The sequence below is a fragment of the Citrobacter sp. C1 genome (genome assembly GCF_014596895.2).
GTDB classification, from domain to species: domain Bacteria; phylum Pseudomonadota; class Gammaproteobacteria; order Enterobacterales; family Enterobacteriaceae; genus Citrobacter; species Citrobacter gillenii.
On record NZ_CP115035.1, the window covers coordinates 547,649 to 564,907 of the forward strand.

Sequence of the window (17,259 nt, forward strand, 5' to 3'; positions counted from 1 at the left end):
TAAATCGGCAATACGGACGACACAATGAAACAACACGAATCGGCGGATAATTCTCAAGGCCAACTCTTTATTGTACCTACTCCTATCGGAAATTTGGCTGATATTACCCAACGAGCGCTCGAAGTTTTACAAGCCGTTGATTTAATTGCCGCTGAAGACACCCGTCATACCGGATTATTATTACAACACTTCGCGATTAGCGCCCGTATGTTTGCGTTACACGATCACAATGAGCAACAAAAAGCCCAAATGCTGGTGGCGAAGCTCAAGGAGGGCCAGAACATCGCGCTGGTTTCCGATGCCGGAACGCCGCTAATTAACGATCCTGGCTATCACCTGGTGCGTACCTGTCGTGAGGCGGGTATTCGAGTTGTGCCGCTACCGGGTCCTTGCGCGGCCATCGCCGCATTAAGTGCTGCAGGCCTGCCATCAGACCGTTTTTGCTACGAAGGCTTTTTGCCCGCCAAATCCAAAGGCCGTCGCGATGCAATGAAGGCCATTGAAGCGGAACCTCGTACACTGATTTTTTATGAGTCCACCCACCGTCTGCTCGACAGCCTGGAAGACATGGTCGCCGTATGGGGAGAGTCGCGTTATGTGGTGCTGGCGCGCGAGCTGACTAAAACCTGGGAAACCATTCACGGCGCCCCGGTCGGCGAATTGCTGGCGTGGGTAAAAGAAGATGAAAACCGCCGTAAAGGCGAAATGGTGCTGATTGTTGAGGGCCATAAAGCGCAGGACGACGATCTCCCGGCCGATGCCTTGCGGACGCTGGCGCTGTTACAGGCAGAACTGCCGCTGAAAAAGGCCGCCGCACTGGCTGCCGAAATCCACGGCGTGAAAAAGAATGCGCTGTATAAGTACGCCCTGGAACAGCAGGGGGAGTAAGCGTGAGTGGCTACCAACCTCCCTTTGCCATCACCCCATTGATACTCAATCAGGTCATTGAGATTGGTGAGCTTATGGGATATTGGGCGGTTGTGGCTGGCAGGGCATCTCCTCTTTTGCGCAAAGAGAACCGCATCCGTACTATTCAGGCCTCTTTAGCGATTGAGCATAATTCGTTGAGTGCAGATCAGGTCACTGCCCTGATGGATGGCAAGCGAATACTGGCTCCGGCAAAAGATATACAGGAAGTCAGGAATGCGATTCTGGCATATGAAAAAATGTCAGAATGGAAGAGTCATCAGTTATCCGATCTTCTCCGGGCCCATGAGATTCTTATGATGGGACTAGTCGATAACCCCGGGCGGTTGCGCTCCGGGAATGTCGGTGTTTACAGAGAAAAAAAGCTCATCCATATGGCCCCCCCGGCATCACAAATTTCGCGTTTGATAGATGAGCTACTGGGCTGGTTAAAAACAACCGAGCTCCATCCCCTGATAGCCGGGGCTATTTTCCATTATGAGTTTGAGTTTATTCATCCTTTTGCCGATGGTAATGGTCGGATGGGACGGCTGTGGCAGACATTGATTCTGAGTGAATGGCGAGCAGAACTGGCGTGGCTACCGGTGGAAACGCTGATCCACTTCCAGCAGGAGCGTTATTACCAAGTGTTAGGGCTGTGCGATCGGCAAAGTAGTTGCACGCCATTTATAGAATTTATTCTGGAAAATATTATCTCTGCTTTGCAAGACGGGTTGGGAAAATCATCAGCCCTGTCGGAAGACATGTCGGAAGACATGTCGGAAGAAATGTCGCCTGATTTACTGGATATAGAAAAACGCATACTGCATATTTTGTCGCGTCAGCCTGCACGAACTGCCAAAAGCCTTGCCGATGAGTGTGAAATCTCATCCCGAACCATTGAACGCTATCTGAAAGCGTTGCAGCAGAAAGGCAAACTGCAACGCGTTGGTGCGAAGAAGGGAGGTTTCTGGCGGGTTTGTACGCTGTGATTTATTTGATGCAAGCGCTATCTGAAGTTAATCAGACCGCGCTTTTGAATCATTCACTAAAAAGAGATGAATGTTATGATAATTCGCGGGCAGGCATTAATCTGTTTGCCGATCCGCAGACATTAATTTTACTGCGTACCACTTCTTTCATGGCATCCATACCGACACGCATGTAGTAACGGGGATCGTTACCCTGTGGATTTTCTGCAAACCAGGCTTTGACCGCATCGGCAAAGGCGATTTTCAGTTCGGTGGCGACGTTGACCTTACACACCCCCAGCTCAATGGTGCGGCGGACATATTCATCAGGTACATCGCTTGCGCCATGCAATACCAGTGGGATATCGACCACTTCACGAATTTCTGCCAGACGCTGGAAATCAATTTTCGGGGTTTTGGTATAGAGACCGTGCGCGGTGCCGATAGCGACGGCGAGACTGTCTACACCAGTACGTTCGACAAAACGTTTTGCTTCCTGAGGATCTGTCAGGAAAGCGCTTTCTGCATCCACGCTCATGTCATCTTCAACGCCACCCAGACGACCCAATTCAGCTTCAACGCTGCAATCTTTGGCGTGGCAAAAATCCACAACGGATTTCACCAGCTTCACGTTTTCTTCGAACGGGAAGTGGCTGCCGTCAATCATCGCGCTACGCACTCCAGCGTTCACCTTACGACGGATATCGTCCAGCGATTCGTGATGGTCAAGATGCAGTGCCAGAGGCATGTCATAGGTTGCGGAGTAGGCGTTGCATAGCGCGTAGATCTCTTCTAACGCAATATGCTTAAAGGTGCCTGGTGTTCCGGCGAGGATCACCGGCGATCGCATTTCATTACAGACTTCGAGGATAGCCTGGATCGTTTCGGCATTGTGGATGTTAAACGCAGGTACGGCATAGCCCTTTGCCTGGGCATCCTGCAGGAGGTATTTCGTAGAAATAATGCTCATGATGCGATCCTTTTAGCCGTTCCAGGAATGAATAACAACGCCCTGAACGACGCGGTTGACTGTACCGCTGGCAGAAGGCGTATCCGGTGTATTGCCGATACTGATGGATTGCGTCAGTGCGAACACCTGGGCATACATCAGGAAGCAGAAAGCGAGCTCCATATCGATAAAAGTGCGTGAAGGTGGCAATAGAATATGTGGACCGGCTTCAATAATGGCATCGGTCTCTGCGGCAATGGCCACAACGCGCAGTGCCTGTTGATCACGACGTAACTCTGCCAGCAAATCGAGATCGTACTGACGTGTATAGGGATGGCTGGAGACAAACACCACGACCAGCGTTTCGTTATCGACCAGTGATTTAGGACCATGGCGAAAACCGGTTGGCGAGTCATAGAATGCGGCCAGTTTACCCGCCGTGAGTTCCAAAACTTTCAACGCTGATTCACGTGCGGCACCTTGTAATCCACCGCTGCCGAGGTAAACGATCCGTTTCCACGGTTCGTTACCAAACACGCCGTGGCTAAAATCGCCCAGTGACGTCAGGATCGCCTGACAGCGATCGGCCACGTTGCGGAATGTCTGGCTGTTGATTTTCTCTGGAACAAATACCGCCAGACAACTGGCCATCATAGTGGTGATACTGCTGGTCATCGCGAAACCGCGATCGTGCGTTTCTGCAGGCATGAGCAGTGCAAACGCGTTATCGCTATCGGCCGCGTTTTGGTACAGGCTGCCCGCTTCGTTACAGGTGATTGAGAGGTGATAGCATTCAGGGACAAACTGATTCGCCAACTCAACTGCTGCAACACTTTCCGGGCTGTTACCCGACCGGGCAAAAGAGACCAACAGCAGCGGATGCGCTGGTGCCAAATAATCCATTGGATTGGTGACCAGATCGGTTGTCGGGATGGCGCTGATGTTCTTTCCGGTGTGGCTGGCGAGCCATGGAGCAATAATGTCACCGATAAACGCGGAGGTTCCCGCTCCCGTCAGTACGATCCGCAGATCGCTTTTACGCAACAAGGGTGCGAGAAAACTGTCGATGGAGGATCGGATTTTTTCGATATTGCTGAGTGAGCGGATCCAACTGGCGGGCTGCTGGCGAATTTCTTCTTCTGTCCAGGTGCCCGTTATCGCGCGAACAGGGGTGTAGGTTTCTGGCATAACTCAGTCCTTAGTCGTGTGAATTCCACATCAGACGCTGGCAAACTTGTCGCTATCTTTCGTTTCGTTTCACTTGTACATGTAATCAGTTGAATTAAATGTATAGAAAAGAAATTGAAAGTTCAAATGAATAAAAGGAAATAAAACGAAAATTGTGATCGTGCAAGAGTATGGTTTTATTATCTTGTTGATATATAAGATTTAAATTTGGAATCGTAGCGTATGGCGTTTGTTACTTCGAAAGGAAAAGAAAGGCCTTGCGGTGTTTAAGCGAAGGCCAATAGCATACACAGTGAAAGGTCTAGAGTGGGAACGTGCGGCCCTGGATCCAGATTTGTTGTAAATGCAGAGCGCTATCAAGGGCAATAATGCTGGCACGCTTGCCCGTTTTTAAAGATCCTAGCTGGTGATCAATACCTAACAAGCGAGCAGGATGCAGTGAAGCCATATGGATAGCATCTTCTGGCGTACTTCCGGTGAATTCGACCATATTGCGAACGGCCGCATCAACGGACAGCGTACTGCCGGCCAGACCGCCAGAAGCGGTCCGTACGATACCGCCGCGCATATCTACCGTTTCGCCACACAGCGTATAGCGCCCATCGGGCATACCGGCGGCCTGCATTGCATCGGTGATTAGCACTATCCGATCTTTTGCACAGTTGCAGCACAGCGTCATGGCTGCCGGGTGGACGTGGTGTCCGTCGGCAATAAGCTCCAGCCATGCGCGCGGATCGGTTAACCCCGCGCCGACCATACCGGGTTCCCGATGATGCAGCCCTGTCATGCCGTTGTAGCAGTGCACTAACCCATTTGCACCGGCGTCAAAGGCGGCTCGGGTTTGTTCCCAGGTTGCAGCACTATGACCCAGCATCACCCTGACATCCTGTTGCCTGAGGTGCCGAATAGCCTGCAATGAGCCTGGTTTCTCTGGTGCCAGCGCCACCACGCGCAAAGTTTGCCGGGAAATTGCAATCAGCTCATCCAGCTCGTTAAGTTCCAGCTCCCGAAATAACTCAGGCGGGTGCGCGCCTTTATTCTGTGGCGTGAAATACGGTCCCTCCAGATAGCTGCCCAGCACTTGCGCACCGGGGCCACCTGAATGATAGCGATGGGCAATTCGTTGCAGTGCCCCGTGAATATCCTGCAATGGGGCGGTGACGGTAGTGGGCAGCCAGCTGGCTACCCCTTCACGTGCTTTGTGCATCGCCAGCTTGTCGAGTGAGTCTGCCGCTTCATCCATAACATCGACGCCACCCCCTCCGTGGACATGGGTGTCGATGTAAGCAGGGCACAGCAGGTCGGCATCACGCCCCATCACGCCAGAGGGGATAGGCTCAATCGTCGTGATAGTGCCTTCTTCTATACGTAATTGATGATCGTCCAACCAGCCCTGTTCAGTCAGCAGACGTCTGGCGCGCAGCAGTTGTGTCATATCCCTTCCTCAACGGGGTGTTCCTCGCGACACCGTCCCAGCTCATCGACCAGGCTGGTCAGGCCGCGATGCCCGCACTCCAGTGCTTGTAGACGAAATTCTTCGCTGCTCAAGCCTTCACGCTCCAGCACCATCTCCAGCAGAAGCTGCAGATTGGTACCGGTGATCACTTCACTTCCTTGTTTTTGCATCGCCAGGGTAGACGCGACACGAAACGGAGTGCCACCCAGCAGGTCAGTCAGAAAAATGATATTTTCCTTAGCGTCCAGTTCACTCACCGCTTGTTCAAGTTGCAAAGTGAGCAAGGCGGTGGTTGAGGTTTCTGGAAAGTCGATGGCGATAAACTGAGACTGTTCCCCCAGAATCTGTTTCATCGCCTTTTCCATTCCGCTGGCAAACCCGCCATGACCCGTCAAAATAATACCTAACATCTACAGCCCCTTGTATTTACAGGAAATGACAGAATTTTCCGACTACGCCGAGCACCACAGTAATGGCGATAAGACGCAGAGGACTCCAGCCACGACGAACCAACCAGAACATGGTTAATGTGTAGACCAGTGGCAGGAAAGCCGGCATCAGTTTGTCAATAACATCCGTCTGCAGTTTTACCACCGCATCACCTGCGGTAATTTCCAACGTGGTGTTAAGGCGAACGTAAGTTGCAACCAGGGCGCCAATCACCGTCATCCCAACGATGGATGCCGCATGCCCAACCTTCTTGGTATTGGCCTTAATCAGTGGGATGGCCGCGACGCCCATCCGATACGCGTAGTGTGCCAGGCCAAAACGCAAACCAAGATGGACAACGTTGAACATAACAATAAACACGACTGCGCCAAGAATAGACCCCTGTAGCGCCAGGCTGGCTCCGATCCCTCCGCAAATGGGCAGCAGCGTTAACCAGAACATCGCATCCCCGATGCCCCCGAGCGGTGCGCCTACGGCAATCTTGGTACTTTGAATACTGTTCACGTCCTGCTTGGAGCGTTCCATCGCGAGGATGATGCCAATAACAAACGTCACCAGAAACGGATGGGTATTAAAGAACCCCATATGGCCTTTCATTGAACGCGCAAGATCGCGTTTATTGGTGTGAATCTTTTTCAGTGCGGGCAACAGACCGTACAGCCATCCTGATGCCTGCATACGTTCGTAGTTAAAAGATGCCTGTAGCAGCATGGAACGCCAGGCTACGCGGTTGATGTCTTTTTTTGTCAGCTCCGCCCCAATGTTCTGATCTTCATAGATGTTTTCATTGGTGCCGGTAAGCAGCGTATCTTCGGTATCGGAAACGTTCGGCAGAGCCGTTTGGTTAGATTCCATCTTCGAATTCCTCTTTTTGTGCTACCGGGGCTGTAGGTTCAGGTGATTTACGCAGAAAATCGATCAGCGCCATTGCCAGTGCGGCGGCGGCGATAGCCAGTACCGGGAGCTTGAGCCAGGCAGCGGCAACAAAACCCAGAATAAAATAGGGGATGTAGACGTTCTTCATCATGATTTTCAGCAGTACGGCAAAACCGATTGCTGGCATGATGCCGCCGGCGACGCCGAGGCCGTCAATCAGGCGTGTGGGTAGCACATCAATGGCGGTTTTGGCATGTTCCGCGCCAAAGTAAATCGGCAGGAAGGCGCATAAGAAGTAGAACGTCCCCAATGCCAGTAATGCCAGATAGTTCACCCGCTCAATTCCGGCTGTATCGGCATTCGCTGCCATCCGATCGCAGCGAGCCATAACACCCGACATCACGGAGAACAGGAAGGTAATCCCCATCTGAACCGCTACGGCGAATGGCACAGCCACACCAACGGCAACCTCTGGTTTTACGCCGGTCGTAATAGCAAATGTTGTTCCGACAATGGTCCCGATGATGACGTTTGGTGGCTGAGCACCCGCCAGTGGGGCCAGGCCCATCCACACCAGTTCCAGCGTACCACCGGTTAAAATACCGGTATGCAGATCGCCCAGTATCAGCCCGACCAGCGGTCCAAGAACCACCGGGCGGTGCATATGCGTTAACCCGTTGAACATATCCAGGCCTGCGATAAAGGCGAGAATACCCAACGCAAAAGCCTGCAACAGACTAATTTCCATTGTGAATTCCTCAGAGAAGTTTAAAGAGGTCCTGGGCGGGTTCGGTTGGTACGCCCTGAACGAAGCATTCCACGTCGGCGGCTTTCAGCCCGTTAAATGCCGTAATATCGTTCGCGTCTACAGAAACGGTTTTAGCGATTTGCTGCTTGCCGTTGGCGTAGTGCATATTGCCAACGTTGATGCGGTTAACCGGAACGCCGCCTTCAACCAGCCGTAAGAAGTCTGCGGGGGTTCTGCAGACCAGCAGAATTTTCTGACGATCGGCAGCACGGTGGATATTGTCGATCACTTTTTGCAGTGACCAGAAGCGCACGGCAATCCCTTCCGCGAGCACCATTTCCATCAGGTTTTGCTGAACCTGATCTTCAGCGACCTCATCATTGGCAACCAGAACCAGATTTGCCCCCGCAAATCCGACCCACTGCACACCGACCTGACCGTGAATTAAACGTTCGTCAATGCGACTTAATACAATGTTTGGCATAGTGTTTTTCTCTTTCTTTTTATGCGTTATGGGATGATGCGCCCTGGCAGGCACGGTGGTATTGCTGCAGTATGTCCTGAATATGGTTAATGATGAGTTCTCGTGGTGTGGCGTTGAGATCTCCCTCGCGCACTTTTACGTACTGCAACGGTAAATATTGGCTGATGAGCGGCAGCGGAATTGGCTCGTCTGCCAGGTTGCGTACCAGTCGGTCGAAGGCGTCATCAATCTGGCTGTCTGGCCAATAGTAACGAACCCGATCGGAGTAACTGTAACCTCGTGCCAGTCGACGTGCGTTGCCATCTCCGTGGTAATGGCTCTGCCAATATTCCGGGCGATCGAGCATCACGCTTTCCAGAACATGGCGTAGACCTGAGCAGGCCTTTGCTGGCAGTAATTCTTCTTCAATAGCGGCCAGTGAGAACAACGCTTCACGCAGGGCGAAGGTCAGGGCTGGGCCAACTTTCAGGATCGCAAAGTGATCTTTGACCAACTGGCGCAGTGACTGTGGTGTTTGATAATCGGTGGAATGCGCTTCAAAGACCAATGTGTCGTAGGCTTCTACCATCTTGCTTAAAGCAACGGCTTTTTGCGGCTGATAATCAATAATATGTGTGTGGTCAAATTCAACGCCGGGTTGCACCACCAGCGCGATAATGCGTGGCCAGATGGCGTCCAGACCCTGTTTTTCAAACGCATGATGATGAGCTTCCAGCGTGGCACGTGCCGCGTCATGTGTAGTAACTTCCAGCTCCGTTAACGTTTCGTGGGCACCGCCGGGAACCGGAACCTCCGTGCCGATCACGTAAACCAGATCGGACTCGCCAAAATGTGCCTTACAGGTTTCTTCGGCAACCTTCGCCAGGCGTGCCGCGCGTTCAGCGACGATGGCATCCGTTAATGGAACAGGATCGCCCTGGCAGGACATGCTGCAATCCAGGTGGATTTTTTTAAATCCTGCAGCCACGTAGCTTTTAATGAGGTCGTCAGCATTGGCCATTGCCTGCTCTGCGGGTAGGTTTTGCCAACGGTTTGGTCCGAGATGGTCCCCACCCAGAATTAGCATTTCCTGAGGAAAGTCAAAAGATTCTGCCAGGCGACAGACAAAACTGCGAAAATCGGCTGGCGTCATACCGGTATAGCCGCCAAACTGGTCAACCTGATTGGACGTTGCTTCTATCAGCAACGGTGTATGGTTTGCATGGGCGTAGCGTATTGCTGATTCCAGTACCAATGGATGCGCGGAACAAACGGCATAAATCCCGTTTGCTTTCCCCCGTTTATGCTGCTCCACCATTTTAGTTAGATGTTTCACTTTCCTCTCCAGGTCAGATTGCTGCGACATCAATCTTTCGTTTTGTTTCATTTGATACTGATCCAAGTTGCCATAAAAATAAAACGAAAGATTCTTGTTTTCCGATCTGTTTCACAAAAGAAACATAATGAAAGGTTTCAGCGGCGATTCTATCGCTATCTGAGCCGGTTGTAGTGCTTGCAATCCGGTAAAAGAAAGGCGTTAATAGGCAAAACGAAATGAAACGAAAGAATTAACTAAAGGATCTCTTATGAGCAATACCGATTCTGCAAGTAAGCGGGTAACAGGTACCAGCGAGCGGCGCGAGCAGATTATCCAGCGGTTGCGACAGCAAGGAAGCGTGCAGGTGAACGATCTTTCTGTTTTATTTGGCGTCTCTACGGTGACGATCCGCAACGATCTGGCGTTTCTGGAAAAGCAGGGTATTGCCGTTCGTGCCTATGGTGGGGCGCTGATCTGTGACAGCAATACGCCGGGCGTGGAGCCTTCTGTTGAAGATAAGAGCTCGCTGAATACGGCGGTTAAACGCAGTATCGCCAAGGCTGCCGCTGAAATGATCAAACCAGGGCATCGCGTGATCCTGGATTCCGGCACTACGACCTATGAAATTGCCCGTCTGATGCGCCAGCATACCGATGTGATTGCGATGACCAATGGGATGAATGTCGCCAGTGCCTTGTTGGAAGCTGAAGGTGTCGAGCTGCTGATGACCGGTGGACATCTGCGTCGTCAGTCGCTGTCTTTCTATGGTGATCAGGCCGAGCAGTCTCTGCAGAATTACCACTTCGACATGCTGTTTCTTGGTGTTGATGCTATTGATTTAGAACGCGGTGTGAGTACGCACAATGAAGACGAAGCCCGGCTTAACCGTCGGATGTGCGAAGTGGCTGAGCGGATTATCGTGGTGACTGATTCCAGCAAATTCAATCGCTCCAGCCTGCATAAAATCATTGATACACAACGTATTCATACCATCATTGTGGATGAAGGTATTCCAGCGGAATGTCTACAAGAATTACACCGTAGCGGCGTCGAAGTGATCATTGTTCAGTGATGGCAGGGACAAATTCAGCAGTAGTGATGCCTATTCAGTTACAGACACAGGGCTGCTAATCGTTGAAATGCCGGATAGCAGCGCTAAAGCGCCTTATCCGGCCTACGGGACAGGGCGCTTATAGGCCGGAAAAATGCTCAGCCAGAGAAAATCAGGTCACCGGTGCCGGGTTAAACACCGCCAGCTGGTTGTGCAGTCCCCACTGATCCGAGAAGGTTTTCTTACGTCCGCTCGCCACGTCGAGAATGAACTCGAACAGCTTCAGACCGACATCTTCAATGGTTTCCTCACCGGTAGCGATGGTTCCGGCATTGATATCCATCAGATCAAACCAACGGTTGGCCAGTTCGGTGCGTGTTGCCATTTTAATCACCGGGACCGCCATCAGACCGTACGGTGTACCGCGACCGGTGGTGAACACCTGCACGGTGATCCCGGACGCGACCTGCTGCGTGCCGCATACAAAGTCGCTGGCAGGCGTTGCCGCGTAAATCAGGCCGCGTTTGGTCGGACGCTGGCCCGGCGATAACACTTCCACAATGGCGCTCTTACCCGATTTGGCAATGGAGCCCAGCGCTTTTTCGACCACGTTAGCCAGACCGCCTTTCTTGTTGCCCGGAGAGGGGTTAGCGCTGCGGTCGGTTTGTCCCAAATCCAGGTAGTTATCGTACCAGGCCATCTCTTCGAGCAGGCGCTTGCCCACTTCTTCATTGATGGCGCGCGGCGTTAACAGGTGGATGGCGTCACGCACTTCAGTCACTTCCGAAAACATCACGGTGGCACCGCAGCGCACCAACAGATCGGACGCGTAGCCCACTGCCGGGTTAGCGGTGACGCCAGAAAACGCATCGCTGCCGCCGCACTGCATGCCGACCACCAGTTCAGAGGCCGGGCAGGTTTCTCGCTGACGCTGGTTGAGTTTTACCAGATGGCGCTCGGCAACCTGCAAAATGTCTTCAACCATCGATTTGAAGCCTACGTGTTTTTCATCCTGTAGGCTGACAATGCTGGCGCTGTCTACCGGGATGCTTTTCACATCGTGCGTGCCTTCTAACAGGCGTTCCGGCTGGAGTTTTTCGCAGCCGAGTCCGATAACCATCACTTCGCCACCGAAGTTGGGGTTCAGGGCAATGTTATGGATGGTACGAATCGGCACGATAGCGGCCGGTGCATTGATGGCTACACCGCAACCATACAGATGGTTCAGCCCCACCACGCCGTCAACGTTCGGGTATTTGGGCAGCAGATCGCGCTCAATGATTTTCACCACATAATCCACCACGCCCGCTACGCAGTGTACGCTGGTGGAGATGCCGAGCAGGTTCTTGGTGCCCACGCTTCCGTCGGCATTACGGTAGCCTTCGAAGGTGTAGCCTTCAAGAGGAGGAAGCGGCTCCGGCACTTTGGTTGCCAGCGGCAGCGTCTCCAGCGGCGGGGCTTTGGGCAGCTCAACCATTGACTCATCAATCCAACTACCGCGTGCGATGTCGCGAACGGCGTAACCGATCACTTCACCATAGCGCACGATTTCGCCGTGAACAGCAATATCCGTTAGCGCCACTTTATGACCCTGGGGAATATGTTCAATCAGCGCCAGTCCGTCCGGGAAACGTGTCCCGGCTTTCAGACCATTGTCATTGACAATAATCGCCACATTATCAGTGTCGTGAACTTTAATATAAAACGCCGTGGGCGATTCTTGTCTAATTTCGATGTCGGCCATTGTCCAGTATTCTCCAGCCAGGTGGTGATAATAGATATATATCGAATCTAATTATAAGTAATAAAGACTCAGTGTCGTGGAATAAGAATGTCAGGAGTTTTAATTTAAGAATGTGAGCGAGATCACTTAAACTTAGAAACGCCGCGCCACCAAGGGTATCAATACGTAAATGTGTGCATCAGCGCCCATGGTTATGTGCATATGCATAAAATAATATTTTAATATTATGCTTTTAATGAGCGTTTGCACAATGATTAACAACGCTGCGCTGATTATACTGAATCACGGTTTAATAGCGACTGATAAATATAAGCGTATTTTATCTTACGGTAATTTATCAGCGTAAACATCCTTCAAAATAATAATAAAAATCTTTTTGTACCTGAGGTAAATAGAATGATACTGGATACGGTTGTAGAGAAAAAGAAAGGTACGCACACCCGATATTTAATACTGCTGATAATATTTATTGTCACTGCCGTAAACTATGCAGACCGCGCGACGTTGTCTATTGCCGGTACTGAAGTGGCCAAAGAGTTGCAGCTCAGCGCCATATCAATGGGTTACATTTTCTCCGCCTTCGGCTGGGCCTATTTGCTGATGCAAATTCCCGGCGGCTGGCTGCTCGACAAGTTTGGTTCGAAGAAAGTCTATACCTACAGTCTTTTCTTCTGGTCGCTGTTTACCTTCCTGCAGGGTTTTGTCGATATGTTCCCGCTGGCCTGGGCGGGGATCTCCATGTTTATCATGCGGTTTATGCTGGGCTTCTCGGAAGCGCCTTCCTTCCCGGCTAACGCCCGTATTGTTGCGGCCTGGTTCCCGACCAAAGAGCGTGGCACGGCCTCTGCGATTTTTAACTCCGCGCAGTATTTCTCACTGGCGCTGTTTTCACCGTTGCTGGGCTGGCTGACCTTCGCCTGGGGCTGGGAACACGTCTTTACCGTGATGGGCGTGATTGGCTTTGTGCTGACCGGACTGTGGGTAAAACTGATCCATAACCCTACCGATCACCCACGGATGTCGCAGGAAGAGCTGAAGTTTATCTCGGATAACGGCGCGGTAGTGGATATGGACCACAAGAAGCCGGGTGGTGCTGCGGCGAGCGGTCCGAAACTGCATTACATCAAGCAACTGCTGACAAACCGCATGATGCTGGGGGTGTTCTTTGGACAGTATTTTATCAACACCATCACCTGGTTCTTCCTGACCTGGTTCCCTATCTACCTGGTGCAGGAAAAAGGTATGTCGATCCTGAAAGTCGGCCTGGTCGCGTCTATTCCGGCACTGTGTGGATTTGCCGGTGGTGTACTGGGCGGCGTGTTCTCAGATTATCTGATTAAACGCGGCGCCAGCATCACCCTGGCGCGTAAGCTGCCGATCGTGCTCGGAATGCTGCTCGCCTCAACCATTATCCTGTGCAATTACACGGATAATACCACCTTCGTAGTGGCGCTGATGGCGCTGGCGTTCTTCGGTAAAGGTTTTGGCGCGCTGGGTTGGCCGGTGATTTCCGATACCGCCCCGAAAGAGATTGTGGGTCTGTGCGGTGGCGTGTTTAACGTATTTGGTAACGTGGCTTCTATCGTAACCCCGCTGGTGATTGGTTACCTGGTGAGCGAGCTGCACTCATTTAATGCTGCGCTGGTGTTTGTAGGGTGCTCGGCGCTGATGGCGATGGTTTGCTACCTGTTTATTGTCGGTGACATTAAACGTATGGAATTGCAGAAATAAACAAAGGTATAGGCGATGAATAACACGATTTTCCCAAACAAATTTAAAGCGGCACTTGCGGCGCATCAGGTTCAGATTGGCTGCTGGTCCGCGCTGGCAAGCCCGATCAGTACCGAAGTATTAGGCCTGGCCGGTTTTGACTGGCTGGTGCTGGACGGTGAACATGCGCCAAACGATATCTCGACGTTTATCCCACAGCTGATGGCGCTGAAAGGCAGTTCCAGCGCGCCGGTTGTACGTGTGCCGACCAACGAGCCGGTGATCATCAAGCGTCTGCTGGATATTGGTTTCTATAACTTCCTGATTCCGTTTGTTGAGACCGAAGAAGATGCGGTGAACGCCGTGGCGTCTACCCGCTATCCGCCGGAAGGTATTCGCGGCGTATCGGTTTCTCACCGCGCCAATATGTTTGGCACCGTGCCGGACTACTTCGCACAGTCAAATAAAAACATCACCATCATCGTGCAGATCGAAAGTCAGCAGGGTGTTGATAACGTGGATGCGATTGCCGCAACCGAAGGCGTGGACGGTATTTTCGTCGGCCCAAGCGACCTGGCCGCCGCGTTAGGCCACCTGGGCAATGCCTCCCATCCGGAAGTGCAAAAGGCGATTCAGCACATCTTTGCGGTCGCGAAAAAGCACGGTAAGCCAAGCGGCATTCTGGCACCGGTTGATGCAGATGCCCGTCGCTATCTGGACTGGGGCGCGACGTTTGTTGCCGTCGGTAGCGATCTCGGCGTGTTCCGTTCAGCGACGCAAAAACTGGCTGATTCTTTTAAGAAATAACCACCATCGACAGTATAGAGAGATAAAGACATGACAATGAAAGTAGGTTTTATTGGCCTCGGTATTATGGGTAAACCAATGAGTAAAAACCTCCTCAAGGCAGGTTACTCGCTGGTGGTTGCTGACCGTAACCCAGAAGCGATTGCGGAAGTCATCGCCGCAGGCGCAGAAACCGCTACCACGGCGAAAGCCATTGCTGAACAGTGCGATGTGATTATCACCATGCTGCCGAATTCTCCACACGTAAAAGAAGTGGCGTTGGGCGAAGGCGGTATCATCGAAGGCGCGAAGCCGGGCACCGTTCTGATCGACATGAGTTCAATCGCCCCGTTAGCCAGTCGTGAAATCAGCGATGCGCTGAAAGCGAAAGGCGTGGATATGCTGGATGCACCGGTGAGTGGCGGCGAACCGAAGGCGATTGATGGCACGTTGTCGGTGATGGTCGGTGGTGATAAAGCGATTTTCGACAAGTACTACGATCTGCTGAAAGCGATGGCGGGTTCTGTGGTGCATACCGGCGACATTGGCGCGGGTAACGTCACTAAGCTGGCAAACCAGGTGATCGTGGCGCTGAATATTGCGGCGATGTCTGAAGCGCTGACCCTGGCGACCAAAGCGGGCGTGAACCCGGATCTGGTGTATCAGGCTATTCGCGGCGGACTGGCGGGCAGCACCGTGCTGGATGCCAAAGCGCCGATGGTGATGGACCGTAACTTTAAACCGGGTTTCCGTATTGACCTGCACATCAAAGATCTGGCGAATGCGCTGGATACCTCACACGGCGTGGGTGCACAGCTGCCGCTGACTGCAGCGGTAATGGAAATGATGCAGGCGCTGCGCGCTGACGGGCTGGGAACGGCTGACCACAGTGCGTTGGCATGCTACTACGAAAAACTGGCGAAAGTGGAAGTCACTCGCTAACAAGAAGGGCGCGACTATGCGCCCTGTAATTCTTGCCTCGCGCGGCACTGTCAGGCTACATAACTATGAAAATCGTAATTGCCCCAGACTCTTATAAAGAAAGCCTTTCTGCCACCGAGGTAGCGCAGGCGATAGAAAAAGGATTTCGGGAAATTTTTCCCGATGCGCACTATGTTTCTGTTCCGGTCGCCGATGGCGGCGAAGGGACCGTTGAAGCGATGATTGCCGCCACGCAGGGAACGGAACATTTCGCGTGGGTAACGGGACCGTTGGGCGAAAAAGTGAATGCCAGCTGGGGCATGTCCGGAGACGGTAACACCGCGTTTATCGAAATGGCGGCAGCCAGTGGGCTGGCGCTGGTCCCTCCAGAAAAACGCAACCCCTTAGTCACCACGTCGCGTGGTACCGGGGAGTTGATTCTCAAGGCGCTGGAAAGCGGCGCGCAAAATATCATTATTGGTATTGGCGGCAGTGCGACCAACGACGGTGGTGCGGGTATGGTACAGGCGCTGGGGGCAAAACTCTGTGACGCCAACGGTACTGACATTGGCTTTGGCGGCGGTTGCCTGAATAGCCTGAATACCATTGATATCTCGGGTCTGGATCCACGCTTAAAAACCTGTTCGATTCGTGTTGCCTGTGATGTGACGAATCCATTGACCGGCGAAAACGGTGCATCCCGCATTTTTGGTCCGCAGAAGGGCGCGACTGAAGAACGCATTATCGAGCTGGATCGTAATTTGTCTCACTTTGCCGACATCATAAAAAAATCGTTGCGCGTTGATGTGAAAAATGTGCCCGGAGCCGGAGCCGCTGGTGGTATGGGGGCGGCATTAATGGCATTTTTAGGTGCAGAACTGCGTAGCGGGATAGAGATTGTGACCCAGGCGCTGAATCTGGAAGAGCATATTCACGACTGTACGCTGGTGGTTACCGGTGAAGGACGCCTCGACAGCCAGAGTATTCACGGCAAAGTGCCTGTCGGCGTGGCAAGTGTGGCGAAGAAATACCACAAGCCGGTGATCGGTATTGCGGGCAGCCTGACACGCGATGTGGGCGTCGTGCATCAATATGGTATCGATGCCGTGTTTAGCGTATTGACCAGCATAGGTACGCTGGAAGAGGCCTTCCGTGGAGCATTTGATAATATTTATCGGTCATCCAGAAACATCGCCGCTACGTTGGCGATAGGAATGCGCAGTGCGGGGTGACATTGGCCCGCAAACCCTCTATACTTCGCGCCGAAGCTGACCAGACAGTCGCCGCTTCGTCGTCGTCCTCTTCGGGGGAGACGGGCGGAGGGGAGGAAAGTCCGGGCTCCATAGGGCAGGGTGCCAGGTAACGCCTGGGGGGGAAACCCACGACCAGTGCAACAGAGAGCAAACCGCCGATGGCCCACGCAAGTGGGATCAGGTAAGGGTGAAAGGGTGCGGTAAGAGCGCACCGCGCGGCTGGTAACAGTCCGTGGCACGGTAAACTCCACCCGGAGCAAGGCCAAATAGGGGTTCACAAGGTACGGCCCGTACTGAACCCGGGTAGGCTGCTTGAGCCAGTGAGCGATTGCTGGCCTAGATGAATGACTGTCCACGACAGAACCCGGCTTATCGGTCAGCTTCACTCTTTATAGAACCCCGCTTCGGCGGGGTTTTTGCTTTACGGCTGGCAACAAGATGAATGACTGTCCACGACGCTATGCTCAAA

At 52.5% G+C, this 17,259-nt stretch carries 16 protein-coding genes and 1 other RNA gene; 8 read left to right on the forward strand and 9 right to left on the reverse strand.

What is annotated here, in order from left to right; genetic code table 11:
- The first annotated feature begins 24 nt into the window (after positions 1-24).
- Together rsmI and IB214_RS02740 are read left to right on the forward strand one after the other, a co-directional pair.
- On the forward strand, positions 25-888 hold the full coding sequence (rsmI, locus tag IB214_RS02735) for a 16S rRNA (cytidine(1402)-2'-O)-methyltransferase (RefSeq protein WP_115257408.1): 864 nt from the start codon (positions 25-27) through the stop codon (positions 886-888).
- A 2-nt stretch (positions 889-890) separates the two neighbouring features.
- Entirely contained in the window at positions 891-1,898 is a 1,008-nt protein-coding gene (locus IB214_RS02740; RefSeq protein WP_117342725.1) for a Fic family protein, read from the forward strand.
- Between the two features lie 73 nt (positions 1,899-1,971).
- On the opposite strand, the gene kbaY is transcribed toward IB214_RS02740, so the two are convergent.
- The 8 genes from kbaY to kbaZ form a co-directional block, all read right to left on the reverse strand.
- Positions 1,972-2,847 carry a tagatose-bisphosphate aldolase subunit KbaY gene (kbaY, locus tag IB214_RS02745; protein ID WP_117342724.1) on the reverse strand — a complete coding sequence of 292 codons (876 nt, stop codon included), beginning with the start codon at positions 2,845-2,847 and terminating at the stop codon, positions 1,972-1,974.
- Between the two features lie 12 nt (positions 2,848-2,859).
- Entirely contained in the window at positions 2,860-4,014 is a 1,155-nt protein-coding gene (locus IB214_RS02750) for an AgaS family sugar isomerase (RefSeq protein WP_117342723.1), read from the reverse strand.
- A 301-nt stretch (positions 4,015-4,315) separates the two neighbouring features.
- On the reverse strand, positions 4,316-5,449 hold the full coding sequence (gene nagA, locus IB214_RS02755; protein ID WP_115257412.1) for an N-acetylglucosamine-6-phosphate deacetylase: 1,134 nt from the start codon (positions 5,447-5,449) through the stop codon (positions 4,316-4,318).
- Entirely contained in the window at positions 5,446-5,880 is a 435-nt protein-coding gene (gene agaF / locus IB214_RS02760) for a PTS galactosamine/N-acetylgalactosamine transporter subunit IIA (RefSeq protein ID WP_117342722.1), read from the reverse strand. Before agaF ends, nagA begins: the two co-directional genes overlap by 4 nt.
- A 16-nt stretch (positions 5,881-5,896) precedes the next feature.
- Complete coding sequence (agaE, locus tag IB214_RS02765) at positions 5,897-6,775, reverse strand: PTS N-acetylgalactosamine transporter subunit IID (RefSeq protein ID WP_115257414.1); 879 nt, start codon at positions 6,773-6,775, stop codon at positions 5,897-5,899.
- Positions 6,765-7,544: a PTS N-acetylgalactosamine transporter subunit IIC gene (agaW, locus tag IB214_RS02770; protein ID WP_115257415.1), complete on the reverse strand. Its 780-nt coding sequence runs from the start codon at positions 7,542-7,544 to the stop codon at positions 6,765-6,767. Before agaW ends, agaE begins: the two co-directional genes overlap by 11 nt.
- Before the next feature lie 10 nt (positions 7,545-7,554).
- Positions 7,555-8,028 (reverse strand): PTS N-acetylgalactosamine transporter subunit IIB, encoded by a 474-nt coding sequence (agaV, locus tag IB214_RS02775; protein WP_117342721.1) that lies wholly within the window; start codon positions 8,026-8,028, stop codon positions 7,555-7,557.
- A 19-nt stretch (positions 8,029-8,047) separates the two neighbouring features.
- Positions 8,048-9,325 carry a tagatose-bisphosphate aldolase subunit KbaZ gene (gene kbaZ, locus IB214_RS02780; protein WP_244207861.1) on the reverse strand — a complete coding sequence of 426 codons (1,278 nt, stop codon included), beginning with the start codon at positions 9,323-9,325 and terminating at the stop codon, positions 8,048-8,050.
- 268 nt (positions 9,326-9,593) lie between these two features.
- Between kbaZ and IB214_RS02785 the strand changes: the two genes are divergently transcribed.
- Positions 9,594-10,397, forward strand: a complete 804-nt coding sequence (locus IB214_RS02785) for a DeoR family transcriptional regulator (RefSeq protein ID WP_115257418.1) — start codon at positions 9,594-9,596, stop codon at positions 10,395-10,397.
- Positions 10,398-10,548: 151 nt separating this feature from the next.
- On the opposite strand, the gene garD is transcribed toward IB214_RS02785, so the two are convergent.
- Positions 10,549-12,120, reverse strand: coding sequence for a galactarate dehydratase (garD, locus tag IB214_RS02790; protein WP_096755557.1), 1,572 nt, complete (start codon positions 12,118-12,120; stop codon positions 10,549-10,551).
- Positions 12,121-12,516: 396 nt separating this feature from the next.
- Between garD and garP the strand changes: the two genes are divergently transcribed.
- The 5 genes from garP to rnpB all read left to right on the forward strand — a co-directional run bounded on the left by garP (position 12,517) and on the right by rnpB (position 17,178).
- A complete protein-coding gene (gene garP / locus IB214_RS02795) occupies positions 12,517-13,851 on the forward strand; it encodes a galactarate/glucarate/glycerate transporter GarP (RefSeq protein WP_096755558.1) in 1,335 nt (444 codons plus the stop codon).
- Positions 13,852-13,866: 15 nt separating this feature from the next.
- Positions 13,867-14,637, forward strand: coding sequence for a 2-dehydro-3-deoxyglucarate aldolase (gene garL, locus IB214_RS02800; RefSeq protein WP_117342718.1), 771 nt, complete (start codon positions 13,867-13,869; stop codon positions 14,635-14,637).
- A 30-nt stretch (positions 14,638-14,667) separates the two neighbouring features.
- On the forward strand, positions 14,668-15,558 hold the full coding sequence (gene garR, locus IB214_RS02805) for a 2-hydroxy-3-oxopropionate reductase (RefSeq protein ID WP_096755560.1): 891 nt from the start codon (positions 14,668-14,670) through the stop codon (positions 15,556-15,558).
- A 65-nt stretch (positions 15,559-15,623) separates the two neighbouring features.
- Entirely contained in the window at positions 15,624-16,769 is a 1,146-nt protein-coding gene (gene garK / locus IB214_RS02810) for a glycerate 2-kinase (protein WP_117342717.1), read from the forward strand.
- A gap of 32 nt (positions 16,770-16,801) precedes the next feature.
- Positions 16,802-17,178: RNase P RNA component class A (gene rnpB, locus IB214_RS02815), an RNA gene on the forward strand.
- The last annotated feature ends 81 nt before the right edge of the window (positions 17,179-17,259 follow it).

Excerpts from the sequence above, each read along its gene's own strand:
- rsmI (WP_115257408.1), top strand. The coding sequence starts at position 25 with ATGAAACAACACGAATCGGCGGATAATTCTCAAGGCCAACTCTTTATT.
- kbaY (WP_117342724.1), bottom strand. The coding sequence starts at position 2,847 with ATGAGCATTATTTCTACGAAATACCTCCTGCAGGATGCCCAGGCAAAG.
- IB214_RS02750 (WP_117342723.1), bottom strand. The coding sequence starts at position 4,014 with ATGCCAGAAACCTACACCCCTGTTCGCGCGATAACGGGCACCTGGACA.
- nagA (WP_115257412.1), bottom strand. The coding sequence starts at position 5,449 with ATGACACAACTGCTGCGCGCCAGACGTCTGCTGACTGAACAGGGCTGG.
- agaF (WP_117342722.1), bottom strand. The coding sequence starts at position 5,880 with ATGTTAGGTATTATTTTGACGGGTCATGGCGGGTTTGCCAGCGGAATG.
- agaE (WP_115257414.1), bottom strand. The coding sequence starts at position 6,775 with ATGGAATCTAACCAAACGGCTCTGCCGAACGTTTCCGATACCGAAGAT.
- agaW (WP_115257415.1), bottom strand. The coding sequence starts at position 7,544 with ATGGAAATTAGTCTGTTGCAGGCTTTTGCGTTGGGTATTCTCGCCTTT.
- agaV (WP_117342721.1), bottom strand. The coding sequence starts at position 8,028 with ATGCCAAACATTGTATTAAGTCGCATTGACGAACGTTTAATTCACGGT.
- kbaZ (WP_244207861.1), bottom strand. The coding sequence starts at position 9,325 with ATGGTGGAGCAGCATAAACGGGGGAAAGCAAACGGGATTTATGCCGTT.
- IB214_RS02785 (WP_115257418.1), top strand. The coding sequence starts at position 9,594 with ATGAGCAATACCGATTCTGCAAGTAAGCGGGTAACAGGTACCAGCGAG.
- garD (WP_096755557.1), bottom strand. The coding sequence starts at position 12,120 with ATGGCCGACATCGAAATTAGACAAGAATCGCCCACGGCGTTTTATATT.
- garP (WP_096755558.1), top strand. The coding sequence starts at position 12,517 with ATGATACTGGATACGGTTGTAGAGAAAAAGAAAGGTACGCACACCCGA.
- garL (WP_117342718.1), top strand. The coding sequence starts at position 13,867 with ATGAATAACACGATTTTCCCAAACAAATTTAAAGCGGCACTTGCGGCG.
- garR (WP_096755560.1), top strand. The coding sequence starts at position 14,668 with ATGACAATGAAAGTAGGTTTTATTGGCCTCGGTATTATGGGTAAACCA.
- garK (WP_117342717.1), top strand. The coding sequence starts at position 15,624 with ATGAAAATCGTAATTGCCCCAGACTCTTATAAAGAAAGCCTTTCTGCC.